The following is a 15,507-nucleotide window of genomic DNA, read 5'->3' on the forward strand; positions in this document are numbered from 1 at the left end:
ACCTCATCCCATCTTTCGGCGTCGACCTCGGAACGGAGGGCACCCTTCACATAGGACAGGGCGATGTCGTAGACGCGGGCCATCTCAAGAGCGACATTCCGGTCGTAGCGCTCGAGGTCGACCTCGTTGGCCTGCCGGCGCTTGTCGAAGCGGTTGCCCAGTTCCTTCAGGGTCGCGAGCTGCACCTTCAGGTTGTCGAGATCCCATTGAGAGCCGGGGATTCTCTCGAGCTTGGCGAGAATCATGTGCATGCGGCGGAAGAGGAGGTTCTCGCGCTGCGCCTCGGTGATCCAGTCGACGTCTTCGAGCAGGCGCTGAAGCTGGAGGCGGATCTTGGCTGCGGAAACGGCGCCACCGAGCTTCTTGCTGATTTGCTCGGGGCTCATGTAGTCAGCCATCCCGAGGATCTTCTCATCGAACTCGCTCAGTTCCATATCCTCGGACATGGATCGATTCTAGCCGATTAGTGGACTAATCCTGATTCTGTGATCTAAACTGGCGGAGGTAAGCCGAGTCTGCACGAGAAGAACCCCGCCCGTGATCGCTCCGGGCGGGGTTCTTTCCATTCGTGTCCCCTACTTCTTGCTGATCCCCGATGCGAGGTCTTCTGCCTTCAGGCGCTCAGCCAGGGCCTCGTCGCCGAGGTCGCTGTAGTCGATCTCCAGCTCATCCTTGGTCGGCTCGGGCTTCGGCGCAGGCTCGGGATCGGCCCAGACGAAGTCGGCGTGATCCAGGGCCCAATCCCACATCGCGTGCGAGAGGTTCATGATGTCTTGGCGCCGACCGTTGGGGCCGTATCCGCCCACATTGAAGGTGTCCTCGGGCGTGTGCTTCAACCAGATCGTGTTGGCGTGCAGCGGGACGGCGAGGTGCTTTCCGATTGCCTCAAAGTACTCGATGACCTGCGCGTCGCTCCAGGCATGCTTTACCGGGTCGCGCAACTCGTAGTATGCGCCGGCGAGGATGCGCAGGAACAGGGGCGAGCCGAGCATGGAGATCTGGCGCAGGCGATCCGGCGTCAGCGTGCCATCCTGTATCGCCTGAAGCTGCGGGAAGGCCTTGAGAGCGGCATCGAAGAACGCCATAGCCTTCTTCGCCACCTCGATCTCGTTCAGCGTCTTCTCCTGCTTGACGCCGATACGACCTTCGATACCTACATTGGAGACGCGAATGATCTCAACGACATGGCGTGCGGACAGCAGGTACGGCCCCGTGCGCCCGAGGCGGTCGTTCTCGGGGTCGACGCGGCCGACGAGCAGGGGGTGCTCAGCGACGATCGCGAAGGCGCGGTTGACGACCTTGCGCTTATCGAAGCGCGCCTTGACGGATGCCGAGATACCGAGCGCGTTGTCTGCAATGTCGAAGAATGCCTGGCGGAATGAGGCGATGTCGTCGATGACCTGGATCTCGACAGAAACGCGCTCCTGGTGGAAGCGGTCGAGTTTGCGCTCGAGGCGTTCTACCTCGGCCTCGGCGTCCTTCACGAGACGCGAGTTCTTGTGGTCGGTCTTCAGCGCCCGGGCTCGGTGGTCCTTCGCCTTGGCGAGCAACTCGCCGACCTTCTCAATCGCGAGGTGGAAGCCGAGGATACGGTGCTGGCCATCGAGGATCTGGATTTCGAGGCGTTTGCGGTTGGGGTAGGAGAGCATCCCGAAGTCAATGTCTCCGGTGACGACCGACTGATCCGAGGTGAAGTCGAAGATGTCCGGGGCGCGCAGGATGAGCCCGGGGATGATCCAGTTGTCATGCTGGAGGTAGTAGTCCGCAAAGCCCTGTGCGTGCGCCGGCCGGATCGCGCGGTTGCCGGGGTTTGCCTGCTCGGGGTTCGGTCGCGGGATGTTGTTGATGATCTGGTCGGGCGTGAGGGCCACCGAGTAGACGGTTCGACCACCCTGGCGGTAGCGAGACGCGAAGAACTGGGTGTCGGTGCTGTAGCCAGTGGGGGCGGCTTGGCGTGGTGCGGCCTTGGTCTGGGCCATTTTTGCTCCCTGGAACGAATTAGTGGACTGAATGTGTAGTGTACACGTCCTGCCTCGAAGGGCTAGAGAGGCTAGCGATACATATCTGCTGTGGTCGTTCCGTGGCCCCCGCTTGACCGTGGGGTCGGCTCCATCTAGCTTCGCCTGGTACGCATCGGCTGCGAACAGTCACAGGGTTGGCAATGTCGGTGACGTGGCATAGATTCTGTCGAACAGATGTTCGATACTCTGGGGAGAAGAAATGAGCACCACCACAATCAGGGAGTTCGACGGCGGTCGCTGCGTAGAGCTGAGCAGTGGCCCCGACTTCATCGTTCTGGAAGCCGGAGACCACTGCTTCGCCTTCGACAGGGGCATCTTCATCCGGGCCGTAGAGAGGGCCCTGGGGGCGGTGCTCCTGGAATCTGGGCTAGTGCTGGAGTGAGGAGGAGCGGAGGCGGGCGACCTCGTCTTGGATGTACCAGATCGCCTTCTCCAGGTCTTCGCACTGCTTCTCGACGAGCGTGCGGTCTCCCTCTACCTTCAGGCCAGCTCTCCAGAGGTATTTGATGGCGTTGCCGACATTGAAGTTGCGATGCCGAGTGATCTGGATGCACTCGATACCACTGGGATCAGACGTGTAGTGGGAGGGGTGGTTGACACTTTCGTCATTCACCCCTCCACCTCCGTCAACCGGTTCACGTCGACGACGCGACTGTCAGCGCCAATCTTCACGATCGCCATGCCGTCGCCCAGCTCCCGAACGACCTCGACGCGCAGAAGGCCGTCGTAGAGCATGAACGCGCCGCGCGCTAGGCTCACTGGGTCACCGCCTCGAGTGTGAGATGCTGACCGTCGGGGGAGCGGTAGACCACCCAGGACAGCGGGGCTTCGCCGATGAGGTGCTTCTTGATGTTGATCCGGCCGCGGTCATCCATCTTGACTACGCCGACCGGTGCTGACTTCTCGGTCACTTCTTCTCCTTGATTTCAGGTGCCCACGCGCATAGACGGTTTGCGGGCACGAGTTGGTGGCGGCCGGCGAGGCCAGACACGATGCTCGCGTAAACGAGCGACTCGGTCGCGCGCTGGAATGAGACGATCTGCCAGGAGACCTTCCGCGGGTTGAACTCGCCGACCGTGACGTGCTGGCCGACCGTGAGCCCCTGATACTCGGTGAGCGCGCTCACGCTGCCTCCTTGATTAGTCCACTAAGCCAGGCGATCTTGTCCGGGCGGAATCCCGCCCAGGCGTACATGTCGTACGACTTGTCGGTGTCCCAGATCTTCACGAAGACGATCGGCGCGGAGGTGAGCCCGCGGTCTTTGAACATCTGGAGCAGATTGGCATTCTCCGGCAGGTCGATACCGGGTACTTCCTCAAAGGGGATTTCAGCCTTCTCCAGCGCGCGGATTGTGGTGACGCACTGACCGCAATAGGTGCCGGTCTTCGTATACACGGTGGCTTCCAGGCTCACTCGCCGCCCTCCTTGATCGCCGCGAGCAGCTCGGAGACCGGAAACCATCCCTGGACTTCCTGCTCGAGCGCGCTGTCGAAGAAGTGCAGATGCACCTCGGGCTGGCCACTGTTGCCGCGGCCGTGGCTGACGAAGAGCGTCGGCCTGTCCTCAGCGTGAACGTGCTCGAAGCCGGTGGCTTGGATCTTGCGCATGGTCAGTTGCCTTCCTGCGCCAGGATCGGCGCATCGGTATCCGGCTCGCGCAGCACGCGGCCTCGATATGGGTGGGGCTCCGCGATGTGAACGGGGGCCGCCTGCTCAGCCTTTGGGGCGTCCAGCGCCTCGAGGCGGGCGATGATCTCCTCGTGGCCGCGGATCATGTCGCGGTGCGCCTGGATGAGGGCGCGGACGTCGGCGCTCACGATGCCGCCTTCAGGGGCTCCCAGTGGCGCCCGCAGATGCAGGAGTGCTCGCCATCGTGGTCGATGTGCAGTCGGCAACGGTGCGTGTACGTCGAGTCGCCGATCTTGCGCACCTCCTTCGCCGTCGCCTTGCAGCGGTAGCTGGCGAACGGGACGCGCTCCCCGTCCTTGAGGGTCATGTTCGTGTACACGATCAGTTCTCCCTCATCCAGATCGGCGGCTTCGAGCGCGTCTGCTCGGGCTGGTAGCTGGAGTCGGCGGTGGCATGCAGGATGATCAGCAGGTCGCGGATCTTGAAGGAGCCGAGGCGGGTGTCCCCGTGCTCGTCGTCGTACTCGATGACGGCGTACCCCTCGCGGCTCGGGTCGGGGGAGAAGGTGAGCATGACATCCGTGTCGACGGCGTCCAGGTCGATGTTGGTCATCAGAACTCCTTCCCGTGCTTGTGCGCACGCGTTGCGTTGTATGCGAGCTTCTCGTTGATCATGGATGCCAGATCGATGTTCGCCTCATACGCGAAATCGAACGCGCGGATCACGATGTCGGCAAGCTCGGAGGGGACACCTTCGGGCTTGGCGGGCGCGCCCGTCTCATGGATGGCATTCCCGCCGAGCGGCGCCGAGGGGTAGTGCGTCTCGTCGACGGATCGACCGTGCCGAAGTTCTTCGATGGCCTCGGCGACTTCAGTCGTGATGAGCGCAAGGCGGGACGTCCAGTAGTTGCGCTCGATAGCCGGATGCAATCGGAAGAGCTTCGACATGAAGGTCGAAAGCGTGCCCCATTTCCCAGCTGTCGAAATGAAAACCGGAAGCATGCCGCGGACTTCCTGTCCCTCTTCGTGGAACCCCTTCGCTCCGTTCGCATCGCCGATCTGCTTCTGGAGTGCCCGGAGTGCGTCGATCTTCTCTTCAGTAATGGCGGTCACTGATCCGCCTCCTGTTCGGCGCGAGCCTTACGAACAGCGTCGAAAACATCACCGAGCGGTTCGATAAGGCCTTCCGGAATGGTGATGGTGTCCGCGTAGTAGGACGTGGGGCTCTTGATCTCGAGCTTGATGCCCCTAGCCATGCTGCGCGCCTTGATCTTGTAGCCGTCCTCGCTCTCGTGAGTGGCGTCGATGTTCACCTTCACGGTCTTGCGTACGCTTAGCTTGATGTCGGTCATAATTCGGTTCCTTCGGTAGTGGTGGGCGGCGTCACGGTGTAGCCCTTGGCTCGCAGCGCCTCGATGAGATGCTCGGTCGCACTATGTTCAACAGCTTCGGTGATGAGATTCTGGAGGCGATCCAGTTCGTCCCGGATTAACTTCTGGCCGAAGTTCTGCGGGACGTTGAAGACATCGGGCTCCACCACGCGACCGCGGATAACATCGGGGTTTCCGACCGTGATTGGCTGGTAAGCCGCAGGCCAACCTTCCCAGGGATAGTAGCCCTGGCCGTGCGGCGGCGGGGTCACTCCCATCCATGGCTTTGTCATGATGATCTCGGTCCTTTCGGCTTGGTTGGCCCGTTGTAGATGGCGAGGAGCGCACCGGCGACCAGCGCAAAGAGGATGACGTAGATCACTTGGCCTCCTCCTCTGCGATGATCCGCTCCGCCATCTGGATGAGCAGGTCAGTGCCGCCGCCGGGGCGCACGGCCGGGTAGATGTGGAACTCGCCGTGCGCCGTGGTGCGGGGACCAGGCCATTCCGCGCGCAGGCGCTCACCGACGCGGCGAGCAAGCGCGGAGACGTGATCCAGGGGGCCCGTTTCGGGCTCGTCCACTTCGGCGATGATCTCGCCGTTGTCGCCGTAGACATCGTGGGGAGTCATCGGACCTCCCTCGTCCCGCCGTTGGGATCCTTGTCGGGCCGAATCTCCTCGTCGAGCCGCTGCGAAGCGTCGACGTTGAGAACCGCCTGGTAGCGATCGCGCGTAAAGGAGTTGATGCCCTGCTGAACGCCATACAATGCGTCCTGGGCCTCCTTCCATGCGGCCTTGTAGCCCTTGCGGTATGCCTCCTTCAGACCCTCCTGGCTCGGCTCGCCGTCTTCGAGGCGCTGGATCTCTGCCTGCTGGCGCGCGATCTGCTCGTTGCGCTTCGTGATGACTTCCTGGAGCTTCTCGATGTGTCGGATGAGGTTCTCGGGGCCCTCCAGCGTCACGGATGCGGTCGGCCGAGTCACTTGCTCCCCGCCAGAAGTGCAACGTCGTAGCGGTCACGGATGGCGATGGCCGCCTGTAGCTCGATCTGAGCTGCGATGACGGCGTTCTCCGCGTTCTCGAAGGCGCGCTGCTTGGTCTTCACGCGGTCCTCGGCCTCGGAGAGGAGAGCCTGGAGGACGCTGGATGGGTCGCGCTCGTCGAAGTCGTGGGATCCGTGCTGGCCGTTGGTGTAGATCTTGCTCATCGCTGGCCTCCCATGAGGATCACGAGGATGCCAATGAGGGCCAAGCTGATGATGAAAGTTGCGACATAGTCGCCGGCGGTGCGGGGTTCACGGGGCTTGCCGATCGAAAACGGCAAAGCGAGCAGGACGATGACAGTGAGGGCGATGTACACCCAGGCGGCGATGATGGCGACGGTGGTCACTTCTTGCCGCCCTTCTTGGGCTTGGGAGACTTGCCCTGCTCTACTCGAGGATCTCCGAGTAGCTGCGCCTCGCCGTAGGATTTACTGATTGACTCATCCAGGAGCAAGCTAACCACGCTCGGCCCATTGGGATCGCTGAGGAGGTGCGCGACGTACTTCCCGAAGTCCGTGCTCTCTTCGGGTTTAATGCCGGCCTGCTTGCCGAGGTCCGCGATCTTCGCCTCTGTGGCGGCGCGCTCGTCGGCCGCCTTGCGTTCGGCACGAACCTCGAGAGTAGTCGTGAGGTCTGCCCAGAAGCGGTCGGTGGGGTAGTTGATACGCGTCTTGGAAGCATCGAATGGGTGGAACATGCCACCATTCGCGCGGTAGCCCGGCAAATCCAGTGCCTTCAGAACGGTCTCCAGCGTCTCCTGGCGCGTGCGCTCGGCGGTGGCGGCGTTGGAGCGGCGCGTCTCCTCGATGAAGCCGGCCTTGAGGCTCTCCGCCTGCGCTGCCAGCTCCGCTTCATGGCGCCTGCTTGCCTGGTCGATCGCCTTGAGCAGGCCGCGACTGTACTCATGCTCCATCGTTAGCGACTCGCCGAGCGACTCGGCTCGGTCTCTCCAATAGCCCATGCTCTTCCTCCTTCTGTCGCCCGCGGCGTGGTGTTCCGCGAGATTAGTGGACTAAATCGGCCCGAGATCAGCGTACCACGCTATGTGGGATTTAGCCCACTAATTGTATCAGAGCGACCTTAATCATGTGGAAGGCCCCCTGGAGCGAGGCTCACAGGGGGCCCCTGGGACCACTACCCGTTGCGTGGGAGGAAAGGAGGATCTCCGCCGCCCTTTCAGTCTACGGGTGGTCGAGGGTGTTTCTACGAGTGGGGGAGCGCTAGCATCGGGGCCATGGCCACACCTCGCTCCCTTCTGCCTGCCCTCGCGATCGTGGGCGCCCTGGCGCTTTCCGGGTGCGCCAGCAGCACGCCGACGCTGGCCGAGGAGTGCCGCACGATCAACGACGCTGCGGGCAAGATCGCCACGAGCTTGGACGCCGTGACGCTCAACAGCGTCGAGGCGGCTACGGTGATGAGCGATCGGTTGAATGAGATGAATGCCGACTTGCGGACCAAGCGCGACGCGCTCGTGAACCCCGAGCTGCGCGATGGTGTGACGCGGATGGTCGACGGGCTCCAGATCATCGCGCGGGACATGGCGGGCATCGCGGCCGGTGGCTCGAGTGCGAAGGCTGATGCGGCGATGGCTCGCCTCCAGTTGGCAACGAGCGACGTCATCGCGCTGTGCAGCGATGGGTGATAGCCCCCGGTGATGCGTGCGGGGCTGAAGAAAAATCGCGGGGGAGCGGGCCCTTCGACCTCGCGGTGCTGGTGGGGATGTTTGCGGCTCTGCTGGCGTGGGTTGTAGCCCCTGGGCGCTGGCTGGGTGGGTGAAAAATGTGGTGATTTGTGGGTTGTAGCCCCATGAAAATCCCTGGCCAGAGTAAAAAATGTACGGGTCCTGCCCGCGCCCCCATGCCACGTCCCGGTAACACCTAAAATCCTGAACCTTTCCCCGCCACCTCAAACCACCCCGCGTTGGGCGCCGGCCACGCAGCCCACGCCCCTCCCTGTACGCGTCCCACCGTTACCTATCCGTTACACATTTAGTCCACTAATCTCTACGCATTTAGTCCACTAATCGGGTAGAATCGGAACATGAAAACCGAAACCCTCCGCACTGTTGAAGTCATCGAGCGGCCCCATGACGTCATCGCCGTCGATGTTGCCACGGGTGAGCGCATCGGCTCATTCGACAAGCTCGCCGGCGCGCAGCGTGGCACCATCCGGGGGCGTATCGTTGCCCGCACATTCCCCGCATGGCTGGAAGCCATCGAAGCCCTGGAGCATCCCGACGACTGCGCCTACTGCCAGGCCGGCGAGTCTTCCGCCCACGCTTATGAGCCGGTGACGCTGTGACGTGCGCACTTTGCCACGGGCTCGGCATGATCCATATCGTCGTGGGATGGGAGCCCTGCCCCCAGTGCAAGTGCAAGTGCATCTGCACGCCGGTAATCGCTGGTATCAGTGACGGGCCGAACGTTGATTGCCCGCAGCACGGGGAGCGCCGCTGATGCTCAACCTCATCCTCGCTATCCCGTTCACCCTGACACCGTAGCGGTTTCACTGCCCTAGCGGCCCGCATAGGCGGGCACCGCGCGTCATGGCGCGCTAGGGCACTGCGCGCCGATTAGCGCGCTAATCAACCCAGAAACAAGGGAATACGATAATGGCAGATATCAAGCATGGCGCGCAGTATGGCATCGCATATCGTCACGTTTACGCGGGTACATGCCCGCACGGGCCGCGCTACCTCGTCAAGTCGGACACGCGGCGCTGGCATGGCCTCGTGGCTTGCCCCAAGTGTCACGGGGAGCTGCACGAGGTGCGCGTTACGTTCGCCATTGTCCCGTGGCGCGGGGATGGACGTTACAGCCTGGACCAGGCTATCGCCACCTACAGCCGCGAAAGCATGGCCGATGCCGACGCTAGCCGGCGCTATGCCGCGGATGAGCGCTCGCCGTATGTCGTGCGCACGTTCACTGCCCCGAGCGCCTCCTGACGCTCGCCCTCAGTGGTACACCCGACGAAAGGTTAGAACAATGGAAAAGTGCATCAACTGTCACAGCGCCGTGGGCATGGCATCCTCCCACGCTGTAGGGCTGTGGGATGGGGACACCTACCACGGGGGGGTCTGCTCGAACTGCACGACATACCCGGAACGATTGAGCACTAACGCTCGCGTTCTACTGGACTTGTTCGCCCCGGGGAGTGTGCGCCCGTAATGTTACCGAGATCGACTGGAATGGTGCCAAGATCCTTAGCGCCGCGATCCAGTATCACGGGGCCGTTAATGCCTGACGCTCGCCTCCAGGGTCTACCCGCCATGAGCGCCACACTGCCGCCGCTCATGCCGCCCCGCCCGAACGCGGGCGCACACCTTGACTGGGACCGCCCGGTTGGCTACTCGCACGCCGCATCCATCATCGCCGCCATGTCGGCACGCAACTAGGGAGACACCATCATGGTAACTATCCAACTCGCAATCCCGTCCCGCATCGGACAGATCGACGCTCGCGTCTTCATCACGCGCGGCACCTCCACTGCTGAGTCCTACGGGATCGCGTTCGATGAAGACGGCGCCACCATCGCCGAGACTAGCGCCAACCGCTACAGCGGTTTCTGTGACGCTGAGATCGCCTATGACGAGGCACACCGCCTCATGGCTTGGCGCTGGGGTGTCGAGTCCGAAGACATCGCGGCTGCCGTTGATGCCGCCGGCCTCACGTGCGACTGCGAGTAACCATGCATCCCGACACTCTCGCCGGCGACGCTACAGCGGCCCGCACACTGCAAGCCTGGCTCGCATACTCCGACGCCGAGATAGCGCGGCACGCGCGCTCACAGGGCCGCACGCGAGCATTTCTCGCCCTTCGCGCCCTGGCTCGAGCTGCAACGCTCGCGGCAATCGGCGTCGCGGGGATGCTGGCCGGGTGGGCGGCGATCGTTCTGACGGTGGCGGCTTCGCACTAAGCGACCTTCGCACCGGCAAGCACCGATGCGGGCGGCAAGGCCGTCAAGGCTTCGGAAAGCTCATCGACAGCTGCACGCAGCCGGGCGACCGAGTGCAGCGGCATCGGCGTCAAGGCGCTCAGATCGTCAATCCTTTCTCTGAGCCGATCCAGTGTGGGCTCGGCCTGACTGGCGAGGTAAGAGAGTCGATTGGCTGCGCGCTTACGAGTAGGTTCCATGCTCTGATTTTAGTGGGCAAAAGTTGACAAAGCAAGACTTGTGCACTATCACGCGCGTGCGTCGTGCCGCGGCATCGTCGCGAGGCGGAACAGGTGAAGCGTTCAAAACTAACGATCACCGGCTAGCGTGAATCGCGAACCTTAACACATCGAACCATCGACGTCAACCAGCCGACGACCGAATCCAAGCGGCTCAACGATGGGTTGAAACCCACATTTCGAGAAGTTTTTGACACTCCATTTTAGAACGTACTTATCCTATTACCATATATATATGAATCACATTCTTACTTATGGTCTCTTAAGCTTCAAAAACAAGACTCCAGTGTTTTCAAGGCCTCGCGCTCTCAGCAAACTCCCAGACAACAACACATATGGTCCAAACACAAATCAGCTTTGTGCTTACCCGATTATCACGCGGGGGTCTACTTTCACAACTTTTTCGCCCTCGACAGGCACAAAACAATTGCATACTCGGAAACGCGGTCCGAATGTGTAGAGTGGCCCCGATTCGTAGACCACCCTCAAACTCATTCCTGAGAGTTTCCTGAATCCAACAGATTTAGTCCAATAATCTGTAGACACCGGCAATCACCTTCGCTAGAATCGGATTAGTCCACTAAACGGGACGCCACAACTTCAACCACACCCACAACACCAGGAGACATCACATGTCCGTCACTCTTCCCCTCACGCCTGAGCTTGTCGCCGGCTTCGCCGCGGTCACCGTCCACGCATCCGCCGACAAGGTGATGACCATCATCACAGGCGTCCGGGTGGGCCACCGCTACCTCACGGCCACCGACCGGTACAGCGTCGCCCGCTTCGAGCACACCACCTATGCCGAGTCGGTCGAGCGCCACGGCGAGAGCGGCCCGGCTGAGCCTGACTGGTCCGTGGTCATCCCCGCCGACGTGGCCGCATGGGCGAGCAAGCTCAAGCCGGTCCGCTACGTGGAAGAAACGCTCACGATCACCGACAACACGGTCACCCTAACGCGCGGCGGCGTCGCGGTCGAGTCGCGCACCTTCGTGGCCCTCACGGGCAACTTCCCGCCCGTCGACCGGCTCATTCCCGAGGTCTCCGACGCGACGATCGACGCCGAGCCGTTCTCGCTCGGTGCCGCCATGCTGGCCAAGCTCGCCAAGTCCGCCGCGCCGCTCGCCCGCGTCGCGAAGGCGAAGGATCTCCCTATGCGATTCCAGCTCACTCCCGCGCCCGCACACTCCCGGTTCCCCGGCCCCGTGCTCGGCACCGTGGGGGATCGGCTCGTGATCCTCGCGCAGCCCGTGAAGCGCGCCGCATAACCGTCCACAACTTCAACCACCACACCCACAACCCAGGAGGCCGCCGTGGCTCGCTACACAACTCGAAAGGCCGGCACCGCCGGCAAGGCAAGGACCATTGCCACCCGTCAGGCTCGCGCCGTCAAGCTCGGATCTGTCCGCGTGAGCGCATCGGGGCGTGCGCGATGAACACCACTCGCCGCAACCCCGCCGAGCTGCGCACGCTCGCACAGGCCCGCCGTGCAACCCAGTGGCAGTGCCTCATCGACAGCCTGAGCGCCGCCGAGGAGCGCGCCGGCTTCTCTGGTCACCAGTTCGGCCGCCGTGAGATGGAGTCGTTTCATTCGCGCCTCGTAGGGATGCCGTGGGAGGCGCCGTTTAGCTCCGCCGTCTACTGGGCCGAGCGCATGGAGAACGAGCATTCCGACGGCTCTATTGACGTTCTCTACGTCGTGAAGGTGTGGCGACCGGACGAGGGCGCGCTTACCGAGCGCATCGCCGAGCAATGGATCCTCTCGGAGGACTACACGCCCCAGCTGGACGCAGAGACCGCGCTCGACTTCGCCCGCCGCGCCGCTTTCCAAGTGGGAGGCGAACTGTGAACACGCACAGCGAAGCCCGCACGCTCCCCGACGCCCTGCGCGCCGCCGCGATTCGTTCCGTTGAGCTTCTTCCGAAGATCAACGCCGGCGAAGCATCCGACCCGCTGCGCACCCTGATCCCTGGCGACGCAGATGCGAGCGTTGAGATCCTTCACGCCGTCAGTGTCGTTACGGGAGGCTTCAGCCACCGTAGGCCGCCGTTTGGCGAGGCTGTCAATACGGCGCCCGCCAGCCGCGCGCAGCTGCGCCGCTGGGCCGTTAAGGAGGGGCGAGCATGAGCGCCGTCAAGGTCGAGATGACCCGCAGCCGCAATATCCGCATCCACTCGACATGGACGGCAGACGTTCCCGAGGAGATGCTGAGCGACCCGACCTACTTCGATGACAACGGCTACCCGACGCCCGACTTCGACCAGTGGATGTGCGACAACGGCACCGAAGCGGACGCGGACGGACCCTCGCCGGATAACGACGACCTGGACTACGAGGTTGCAACCATCGACGGCGAGGACGCCTGGGTCTACTTCGACCGCCTCGGGAAGGTGCGTTGCCCGGTGTGCGGAGAGTACGTCGAAGAGGACGAGATGAATCACTGGCCCAAGCTCGCGCAGCCGGTCAGCATGTGCGACTCGTGCGAGCACGATGCCCGCCGCAGCGGATGGGAGCCGGGGCGGATGGGAGCCGGGGCGATGAGCACGCGCAAGGATGGACGCCCGCGCAGCGTGGCGATCACGCTGCCGCTGGACCCGATGCCCTACGTCTGGTCAGGCACGAAGCTTCGCACGGGTATCCGTTTCCACGGCGAAGCTGTGGATTTCGACCCGCGCCCCGGCTACTCTCAGCGGATCGAGGACTACGCATGACCCTCGCATCCCCCGTCCTTGACGCCCTGGACTTCACCCCCGGGCCGCCCGTGTGTGACGCTCCCGACTGCGAGATGCGCGCCGATTACGAGGTACACGCAACGTGCCCGTGCATCAAGCTCATGTGCGACGAGCACGCCCGTTGGACGGCGAACGCCGACTTTCAGGCGCACCGGCGATCCTGCTATCTGGTATGCGAAACGTGCGGCGCACACGGCGTTCGCATCACGTGGATGGAGCGTGTCAAGTGAGCGCACCGAAGTGGTTCCATCAGACCGACATCCCCGCTGATCTGTACTCAGCATGGGAGGACGCAGCCAAGAACCCGCAGACCTACGCCGACAAGCCCGGCGCGCTTCTCGACCTCCTGGGTGAGTTGTGGGACTGGATGGGCGAGGCCGGACTCGTCAACCCGTACGCCCTCAGCGCGGCCGATGCTTTCGATCTGTATCAGCACCTGCGCTCAGAGTGGGACTTCATGAGTGACGCAGAAACGGAGCTGTACCGGGTCAGCATCCTCGGCATCGGTGCCGATCGCACCGCGCGGGATGTGCTCGAAGATCTCGTGCAAGCCGAGCGGGACGAAGAGCAACGGCGGCGGGTGAACGCATGACGATGCCGGCCCCCACCCTCGCCTATGCCGCTCTCGAACGCACGCACGCCGCGATTGCCGCTCACCCCGCGTTCACGGACGCTGACCGCGCGAACGTCTACAAGGCCGTGTGCGCGTTTCACGGGCCGATCACCGCCCGCTACTACAATGCCGCCCGCGAGGCGGTCACGAAGAATGGACGCCCGCTCTGGGCGGCGGTTCTCCTGCACAACCCCGAGTTGCACGCCAGCCAGACGCCGGCGCCTTCTCAGATCATGCACGCCCTGGAAATGGAGGCAATGAATTGACCGCTCAGATGAAGACGCCCGAGCAGATCGCGGCGGAAGTCGTGCAGGCTACCTACGGCCCCGAGGCCGGGGCGTCTGCGCACGCAACTATGTCGCGCGTTCTGGATGTGCGCGACGAATACACGGCTGCGGACATTTTCGACCTGATGCACGCTGCCATCGAAGCCGACCGGGCGCAGCGCGCAGAGCTGGAGGCCGGAGCGCGCGAACTTCTCGCCCAGTACGACCGTGATGAGCTGAATGGACCCCACGAGACGGCGGAGTGTCTCGCTGAAGCGTTGCGCGACTTGGTGGGTGAGCGATGACCGCTCAATTAGTCCGCTATCTGGCGCTGGCCCTGTTCATCGTCCTGATCCTCGCCGGCGCCCCGATCATCATCAACGTCATGCTGGCTTTCAACTACGCGAGCTACATCGTGAACACGATTCTCGGCATCGCGTGGGGTACGACGGTGACAACGCTCTGCCTCTTCCTCTGGATGAAGGGGGACGAGTGAAAAAGTCCGACTGGAACGACGCTCTCACCCGCTACGAGGCGGCGCTGGAGCCCTATACACAGGAGACAGCGGGCGGGGATCTGTACATCAGCCCCGACGCCCCCGCGCACCTCGTCAAGATGTACGACCACCTCATCTGTGCCGGACTTGAGTTCGGCTACCTGGAACTGACAATCGAAGGAGCTATCGCATGACAACCATCACTCAGACCGCCGAAACGCCCATCGGCCAGGCGGTCGTGTCCATCGAGATCGACTGGAACGACCTGGGCCGCACGTTCGGCGGAGCCAGCTCCACGGATCAGACCGACTTCCTGATCGGCATGACGCAGGAGTTCCGCTCCTGGGGCGGCAAGCTCGAGTCCAGCCTCCAGGCGGCGCTGATCGCCCGTGCGTTCGAGTCCGAGTCGCCGGAGTACGCCGTCCACGTCGCGGAGCTGTTGCGCATGCTAGCTGATGCAATCGGCACGAGCGCGGAGGTGGGGAAGTGAGCACCATCAATCCGCAGTACATCATCGACGAGATCCACGATGACCTCTTTGGGGTGGGTATCTTCCGCACGGATGCCCAGATCGACCAGGCGCTGCAAGGCGCCGTCGAGCACGAGGCAGAGCTGTCCGGCTTCTTCGCGCCGGCTGAATCCATCCGCGCATCAGAGGCCGCCTGGCACGACCTGATGCACCGCCCTTTCGGCGTGCTGGATCTGCTGGAGATCGACTCCGAGGACACCCTCTACGACCGCCTCGCCGGCATGGCGGTGGCGGCATGAACCAGACACCCAACCACACGAACCGTACCCAGGAGGAATCATGACCACCAAGACGCTGCCCCCGCTCACCGCTTCCGACTTCGACATGCGATGGGATGCCGATCGCGTCTTCCCCTTCGTGGAGTCAGAGGACGCCCTGATCATGGCGCACGGCCACCAAGACCCCGCAGCGTTCACCAAGACAGTGCACGAGTACGACGTGCTGTGCGTCGGCGGAGAGGCGGAGAAGCACCAAGAGAGCGACGTGCAGCACCTCTGGGCCGTGCACATCGACCGCGGCGACGGCGACCAGGACGGCTGGTGGATGTCGTGGAGCGGCGTCACATCCGAGACTCCGAACGCTTTCCCGATCACGATCATCCAGCGATGACCGAGAACAACACGAACGGTAGGAGCCTGT

Annotated in this window: 38 protein-coding genes; 18 read left to right on the forward strand and 20 right to left on the reverse strand. The window is 63.0% G+C overall.

The window, feature by feature from the left end; all coding sequences use genetic code 11:
- Positions 1-446: hypothetical protein (locus BGN98_RS08405; protein ID WP_288120783.1), on the reverse strand; the 446-nt coding region annotated here is incomplete at its 3' end.
- Positions 447-575: 129 nt separating this feature from the next.
- Entirely contained in the window at positions 576-1,979 is a 1,404-nt protein-coding gene (locus BGN98_RS08410) for a DNA sulfur modification protein DndB (protein WP_288120786.1), read from the reverse strand.
- Positions 1,980-2,220: 241 nt separating this feature from the next.
- On the opposite strand from BGN98_RS08410, the gene BGN98_RS08415 reads away from it, so the two are divergent.
- Positions 2,221-2,403, forward strand: coding sequence for a hypothetical protein (locus BGN98_RS08415; protein WP_288120787.1), 183 nt, complete (start codon positions 2,221-2,223; stop codon positions 2,401-2,403).
- Here the strand turns inward: BGN98_RS08415 and BGN98_RS08420 are convergent.
- From BGN98_RS08420 to BGN98_RS08500, 17 genes are all read right to left on the reverse strand, one after another.
- Positions 2,389-2,634, reverse strand: coding sequence for a DUF3310 domain-containing protein (locus tag BGN98_RS08420; RefSeq protein WP_288120788.1), 246 nt, complete (start codon positions 2,632-2,634; stop codon positions 2,389-2,391). The two genes, BGN98_RS08415 and BGN98_RS08420, sit on opposite strands and share 15 nt — an antisense overlap.
- Entirely contained in the window at positions 2,631-2,780 is a 150-nt protein-coding gene (locus BGN98_RS08425) for a hypothetical protein (RefSeq protein WP_288120789.1), read from the reverse strand. The genes BGN98_RS08420 and BGN98_RS08425 overlap by 4 nt, the downstream gene beginning before the upstream one ends.
- A complete protein-coding gene (locus BGN98_RS08430; RefSeq protein ID WP_288120790.1) occupies positions 2,777-2,932 on the reverse strand; it encodes a hypothetical protein in 156 nt (51 codons plus the stop codon). The genes BGN98_RS08425 and BGN98_RS08430 overlap by 4 nt, the downstream gene beginning before the upstream one ends.
- Positions 2,929-3,147 carry a hypothetical protein gene (locus tag BGN98_RS08435; protein ID WP_288120791.1) on the reverse strand — a complete coding sequence of 73 codons (219 nt, stop codon included), beginning with the start codon at positions 3,145-3,147 and terminating at the stop codon, positions 2,929-2,931. Before BGN98_RS08435 ends, BGN98_RS08430 begins: the two co-directional genes overlap by 4 nt.
- Positions 3,144-3,434: a glutaredoxin domain-containing protein gene (locus BGN98_RS08440; RefSeq protein ID WP_288120792.1), complete on the reverse strand. Its 291-nt coding sequence runs from the start codon at positions 3,432-3,434 to the stop codon at positions 3,144-3,146. Before BGN98_RS08440 ends, BGN98_RS08435 begins: the two co-directional genes overlap by 4 nt.
- Positions 3,431-3,628, reverse strand: a complete 198-nt coding sequence (locus BGN98_RS08445; protein ID WP_288120793.1) for a hypothetical protein — start codon at positions 3,626-3,628, stop codon at positions 3,431-3,433. Before BGN98_RS08445 ends, BGN98_RS08440 begins: the two co-directional genes overlap by 4 nt.
- 2 nt (positions 3,629-3,630) lie before the next feature.
- Entirely contained in the window at positions 3,631-3,837 is a 207-nt protein-coding gene (locus tag BGN98_RS08450) for a hypothetical protein (RefSeq protein ID WP_288120795.1), read from the reverse strand.
- On the reverse strand, positions 3,834-4,016 hold the full coding sequence (locus BGN98_RS08455; RefSeq protein WP_288120797.1) for a hypothetical protein: 183 nt from the start codon (positions 4,014-4,016) through the stop codon (positions 3,834-3,836). The genes BGN98_RS08450 and BGN98_RS08455 overlap by 4 nt, the downstream gene beginning before the upstream one ends.
- A 14-nt stretch (positions 4,017-4,030) precedes the next feature.
- The gene (locus tag BGN98_RS08460) at positions 4,031-4,261 is read right to left on the reverse strand and encodes a hypothetical protein (RefSeq protein ID WP_288120798.1); all 231 of its coding nucleotides are present in this window, start codon (positions 4,259-4,261) and stop codon (positions 4,031-4,033) included.
- Positions 4,261-4,761: a nucleoside triphosphate pyrophosphohydrolase family protein gene (locus BGN98_RS08465; protein ID WP_288120799.1), complete on the reverse strand. Its 501-nt coding sequence runs from the start codon at positions 4,759-4,761 to the stop codon at positions 4,261-4,263. The genes BGN98_RS08460 and BGN98_RS08465 overlap by 1 nt, the downstream gene beginning before the upstream one ends.
- Entirely contained in the window at positions 4,758-5,000 is a 243-nt protein-coding gene (locus tag BGN98_RS08470; protein WP_288120801.1) for a hypothetical protein, read from the reverse strand. Before BGN98_RS08470 ends, BGN98_RS08465 begins: the two co-directional genes overlap by 4 nt.
- Positions 4,997-5,311 (reverse strand): hypothetical protein, encoded by a 315-nt coding sequence (locus BGN98_RS08475; RefSeq protein WP_288120803.1) that lies wholly within the window; start codon positions 5,309-5,311, stop codon positions 4,997-4,999. The genes BGN98_RS08470 and BGN98_RS08475 overlap by 4 nt, the downstream gene beginning before the upstream one ends.
- Before the next feature lie 85 nt (positions 5,312-5,396).
- The gene (locus BGN98_RS08480) at positions 5,397-5,648 is read right to left on the reverse strand and encodes a hypothetical protein (protein WP_288120805.1); all 252 of its coding nucleotides are present in this window, start codon (positions 5,646-5,648) and stop codon (positions 5,397-5,399) included.
- A complete protein-coding gene (locus BGN98_RS08485) occupies positions 5,645-6,001 on the reverse strand; it encodes a hypothetical protein (RefSeq protein WP_288120807.1) in 357 nt (118 codons plus the stop codon). Before BGN98_RS08485 ends, BGN98_RS08480 begins: the two co-directional genes overlap by 4 nt.
- A complete protein-coding gene (locus tag BGN98_RS08490; RefSeq protein WP_288120809.1) occupies positions 5,998-6,225 on the reverse strand; it encodes a hypothetical protein in 228 nt (75 codons plus the stop codon). Before BGN98_RS08490 ends, BGN98_RS08485 begins: the two co-directional genes overlap by 4 nt.
- Positions 6,222-6,407: a hypothetical protein gene (locus tag BGN98_RS08495; RefSeq protein ID WP_288120810.1), complete on the reverse strand. Its 186-nt coding sequence runs from the start codon at positions 6,405-6,407 to the stop codon at positions 6,222-6,224. Before BGN98_RS08495 ends, BGN98_RS08490 begins: the two co-directional genes overlap by 4 nt.
- Complete coding sequence (locus BGN98_RS08500; protein WP_288120811.1) at positions 6,404-6,973, reverse strand: hypothetical protein; 570 nt, start codon at positions 6,971-6,973, stop codon at positions 6,404-6,406. Before BGN98_RS08500 ends, BGN98_RS08495 begins: the two co-directional genes overlap by 4 nt.
- 360 nt (positions 6,974-7,333) lie before the next feature.
- On the opposite strand from BGN98_RS08500, the gene BGN98_RS08505 reads away from it, so the two are divergent.
- From BGN98_RS08505 to BGN98_RS08525, 5 genes are all read left to right on the forward strand, one after another.
- The gene (locus tag BGN98_RS08505; RefSeq protein ID WP_288120813.1) at positions 7,334-7,702 is read left to right on the forward strand and encodes a hypothetical protein; all 369 of its coding nucleotides are present in this window, start codon (positions 7,334-7,336) and stop codon (positions 7,700-7,702) included.
- Positions 7,703-8,100: 398 nt separating this feature from the next.
- Positions 8,101-8,361, forward strand: a complete 261-nt coding sequence (locus BGN98_RS08510; protein ID WP_288120815.1) for a hypothetical protein — start codon at positions 8,101-8,103, stop codon at positions 8,359-8,361.
- 310 nt (positions 8,362-8,671) lie between these two features.
- Positions 8,672-9,004, forward strand: coding sequence for a hypothetical protein (locus tag BGN98_RS08515; protein ID WP_288120817.1), 333 nt, complete (start codon positions 8,672-8,674; stop codon positions 9,002-9,004).
- A gap of 324 nt (positions 9,005-9,328) precedes the next feature.
- A complete protein-coding gene (locus tag BGN98_RS08520) occupies positions 9,329-9,454 on the forward strand; it encodes a hypothetical protein (protein ID WP_288120819.1) in 126 nt (41 codons plus the stop codon).
- Between the two features lie 12 nt (positions 9,455-9,466).
- Positions 9,467-9,745 (forward strand): hypothetical protein, encoded by a 279-nt coding sequence (locus tag BGN98_RS08525; protein ID WP_288120821.1) that lies wholly within the window; start codon positions 9,467-9,469, stop codon positions 9,743-9,745.
- Positions 9,746-9,971: 226 nt separating this feature from the next.
- On the opposite strand, the gene BGN98_RS08530 is transcribed toward BGN98_RS08525, so the two are convergent.
- Entirely contained in the window at positions 9,972-10,193 is a 222-nt protein-coding gene (locus BGN98_RS08530; protein WP_288120823.1) for a hypothetical protein, read from the reverse strand.
- 671 nt (positions 10,194-10,864) lie between these two features.
- Here BGN98_RS08530 and BGN98_RS08535 point away from each other — a divergent pair.
- The 12 genes from BGN98_RS08535 to BGN98_RS08590 all read left to right on the forward strand — a co-directional run bounded on the left by BGN98_RS08535 (position 10,865) and on the right by BGN98_RS08590 (position 15,477).
- Entirely contained in the window at positions 10,865-11,500 is a 636-nt protein-coding gene (locus BGN98_RS08535; protein ID WP_288120825.1) for a beta clamp domain-containing protein, read from the forward strand.
- A gap of 164 nt (positions 11,501-11,664) precedes the next feature.
- Positions 11,665-12,081 carry a hypothetical protein gene (locus BGN98_RS08540; RefSeq protein ID WP_288120826.1) on the forward strand — a complete coding sequence of 139 codons (417 nt, stop codon included), beginning with the start codon at positions 11,665-11,667 and terminating at the stop codon, positions 12,079-12,081.
- Positions 12,078-12,359 (forward strand): hypothetical protein, encoded by a 282-nt coding sequence (locus tag BGN98_RS08545; protein ID WP_288120828.1) that lies wholly within the window; start codon positions 12,078-12,080, stop codon positions 12,357-12,359. Before BGN98_RS08540 ends, BGN98_RS08545 begins: the two co-directional genes overlap by 4 nt.
- Entirely contained in the window at positions 12,356-12,943 is a 588-nt protein-coding gene (locus BGN98_RS08550) for a hypothetical protein (protein WP_288120829.1), read from the forward strand. Before BGN98_RS08545 ends, BGN98_RS08550 begins: the two co-directional genes overlap by 4 nt.
- Before the next feature lie 247 nt (positions 12,944-13,190).
- Complete coding sequence (locus BGN98_RS08555; RefSeq protein ID WP_288120830.1) at positions 13,191-13,556, forward strand: hypothetical protein; 366 nt, start codon at positions 13,191-13,193, stop codon at positions 13,554-13,556.
- The gene (locus BGN98_RS08560) at positions 13,553-13,843 is read left to right on the forward strand and encodes a hypothetical protein (protein ID WP_288120832.1); all 291 of its coding nucleotides are present in this window, start codon (positions 13,553-13,555) and stop codon (positions 13,841-13,843) included. Before BGN98_RS08555 ends, BGN98_RS08560 begins: the two co-directional genes overlap by 4 nt.
- A gap of 8 nt (positions 13,844-13,851) precedes the next feature.
- Positions 13,852-14,148, forward strand: coding sequence for a hypothetical protein (locus tag BGN98_RS08565; RefSeq protein ID WP_288120834.1), 297 nt, complete (start codon positions 13,852-13,854; stop codon positions 14,146-14,148).
- Positions 14,145-14,339, forward strand: a complete 195-nt coding sequence (locus tag BGN98_RS08570; RefSeq protein WP_288120835.1) for a hypothetical protein — start codon at positions 14,145-14,147, stop codon at positions 14,337-14,339. Before BGN98_RS08565 ends, BGN98_RS08570 begins: the two co-directional genes overlap by 4 nt.
- Complete coding sequence (locus BGN98_RS08575) at positions 14,336-14,533, forward strand: hypothetical protein (RefSeq protein WP_288120837.1); 198 nt, start codon at positions 14,336-14,338, stop codon at positions 14,531-14,533. The genes BGN98_RS08570 and BGN98_RS08575 overlap by 4 nt, the downstream gene beginning before the upstream one ends.
- The gene (locus BGN98_RS08580; RefSeq protein WP_288120839.1) at positions 14,530-14,829 is read left to right on the forward strand and encodes a hypothetical protein; all 300 of its coding nucleotides are present in this window, start codon (positions 14,530-14,532) and stop codon (positions 14,827-14,829) included. The genes BGN98_RS08575 and BGN98_RS08580 overlap by 4 nt, the downstream gene beginning before the upstream one ends.
- A complete protein-coding gene (locus BGN98_RS08585) occupies positions 14,826-15,107 on the forward strand; it encodes a hypothetical protein (protein ID WP_288120840.1) in 282 nt (93 codons plus the stop codon). Before BGN98_RS08580 ends, BGN98_RS08585 begins: the two co-directional genes overlap by 4 nt.
- 40 nt (positions 15,108-15,147) lie before the next feature.
- Positions 15,148-15,477, forward strand: coding sequence for a hypothetical protein (locus BGN98_RS08590; protein WP_288120842.1), 330 nt, complete (start codon positions 15,148-15,150; stop codon positions 15,475-15,477).
- Positions 15,478-15,507: the final 30 nt, after the last annotated feature.

It is taken from the genome of Microbacterium sp. 69-7, assembly GCF_001897985.1.
Lineage (GTDB): Bacteria > Actinomycetota > Actinomycetes > Actinomycetales > Microbacteriaceae > Microbacterium > Microbacterium laevaniformans.

Bases quoted from the DNA above. Each gene is read 5' to 3' on its own strand.
- BGN98_RS08410 (WP_288120786.1), bottom strand. From the start codon at position 1,979: ATGGCCCAGACCAAGGCCGCACCACGCCAAGCCGCCCCCACTGGCTAC.
- BGN98_RS08415 (WP_288120787.1), top strand. From the start codon at position 2,221: ATGAGCACCACCACAATCAGGGAGTTCGACGGCGGTCGCTGCGTAGAG.
- BGN98_RS08445 (WP_288120793.1), bottom strand. From the start codon at position 3,628: ATGCGCAAGATCCAAGCCACCGGCTTCGAGCACGTTCACGCTGAGGAC.
- BGN98_RS08455 (WP_288120797.1), bottom strand. From the start codon at position 4,016: ATGACCCTCAAGGACGGGGAGCGCGTCCCGTTCGCCAGCTACCGCTGC.
- BGN98_RS08460 (WP_288120798.1), bottom strand. From the start codon at position 4,261: ATGACCAACATCGACCTGGACGCCGTCGACACGGATGTCATGCTCACC.
- BGN98_RS08470 (WP_288120801.1), bottom strand. From the start codon at position 5,000: ATGACCGACATCAAGCTAAGCGTACGCAAGACCGTGAAGGTGAACATC.
- BGN98_RS08475 (WP_288120803.1), bottom strand. From the start codon at position 5,311: ATGACAAAGCCATGGATGGGAGTGACCCCGCCGCCGCACGGCCAGGGC.
- BGN98_RS08480 (WP_288120805.1), bottom strand. From the start codon at position 5,648: ATGACTCCCCACGATGTCTACGGCGACAACGGCGAGATCATCGCCGAA.
- BGN98_RS08490 (WP_288120809.1), bottom strand. From the start codon at position 6,225: ATGAGCAAGATCTACACCAACGGCCAGCACGGATCCCACGACTTCGAC.
- BGN98_RS08500 (WP_288120811.1), bottom strand. From the start codon at position 6,973: ATGGAGCATGAGTACAGTCGCGGCCTGCTCAAGGCGATCGACCAGGCA.
- BGN98_RS08510 (WP_288120815.1), top strand. From the start codon at position 8,101: ATGAAAACCGAAACCCTCCGCACTGTTGAAGTCATCGAGCGGCCCCAT.
- BGN98_RS08515 (WP_288120817.1), top strand. From the start codon at position 8,672: ATGGCAGATATCAAGCATGGCGCGCAGTATGGCATCGCATATCGTCAC.
- BGN98_RS08520 (WP_288120819.1), top strand. From the start codon at position 9,329: ATGAGCGCCACACTGCCGCCGCTCATGCCGCCCCGCCCGAACGCGGGC.
- BGN98_RS08525 (WP_288120821.1), top strand. From the start codon at position 9,467: ATGGTAACTATCCAACTCGCAATCCCGTCCCGCATCGGACAGATCGAC.
- BGN98_RS08530 (WP_288120823.1), bottom strand. From the start codon at position 10,193: ATGGAACCTACTCGTAAGCGCGCAGCCAATCGACTCTCTTACCTCGCC.
- BGN98_RS08535 (WP_288120825.1), top strand. From the start codon at position 10,865: ATGTCCGTCACTCTTCCCCTCACGCCTGAGCTTGTCGCCGGCTTCGCC.
- BGN98_RS08540 (WP_288120826.1), top strand. From the start codon at position 11,665: ATGAACACCACTCGCCGCAACCCCGCCGAGCTGCGCACGCTCGCACAG.
- BGN98_RS08550 (WP_288120829.1), top strand. From the start codon at position 12,356: ATGAGCGCCGTCAAGGTCGAGATGACCCGCAGCCGCAATATCCGCATC.
- BGN98_RS08560 (WP_288120832.1), top strand. From the start codon at position 13,553: ATGACGATGCCGGCCCCCACCCTCGCCTATGCCGCTCTCGAACGCACG.
- BGN98_RS08565 (WP_288120834.1), top strand. From the start codon at position 13,852: ATGAAGACGCCCGAGCAGATCGCGGCGGAAGTCGTGCAGGCTACCTAC.
- BGN98_RS08570 (WP_288120835.1), top strand. From the start codon at position 14,145: ATGACCGCTCAATTAGTCCGCTATCTGGCGCTGGCCCTGTTCATCGTC.
- BGN98_RS08580 (WP_288120839.1), top strand. From the start codon at position 14,530: ATGACAACCATCACTCAGACCGCCGAAACGCCCATCGGCCAGGCGGTC.
- BGN98_RS08590 (WP_288120842.1), top strand. From the start codon at position 15,148: ATGACCACCAAGACGCTGCCCCCGCTCACCGCTTCCGACTTCGACATG.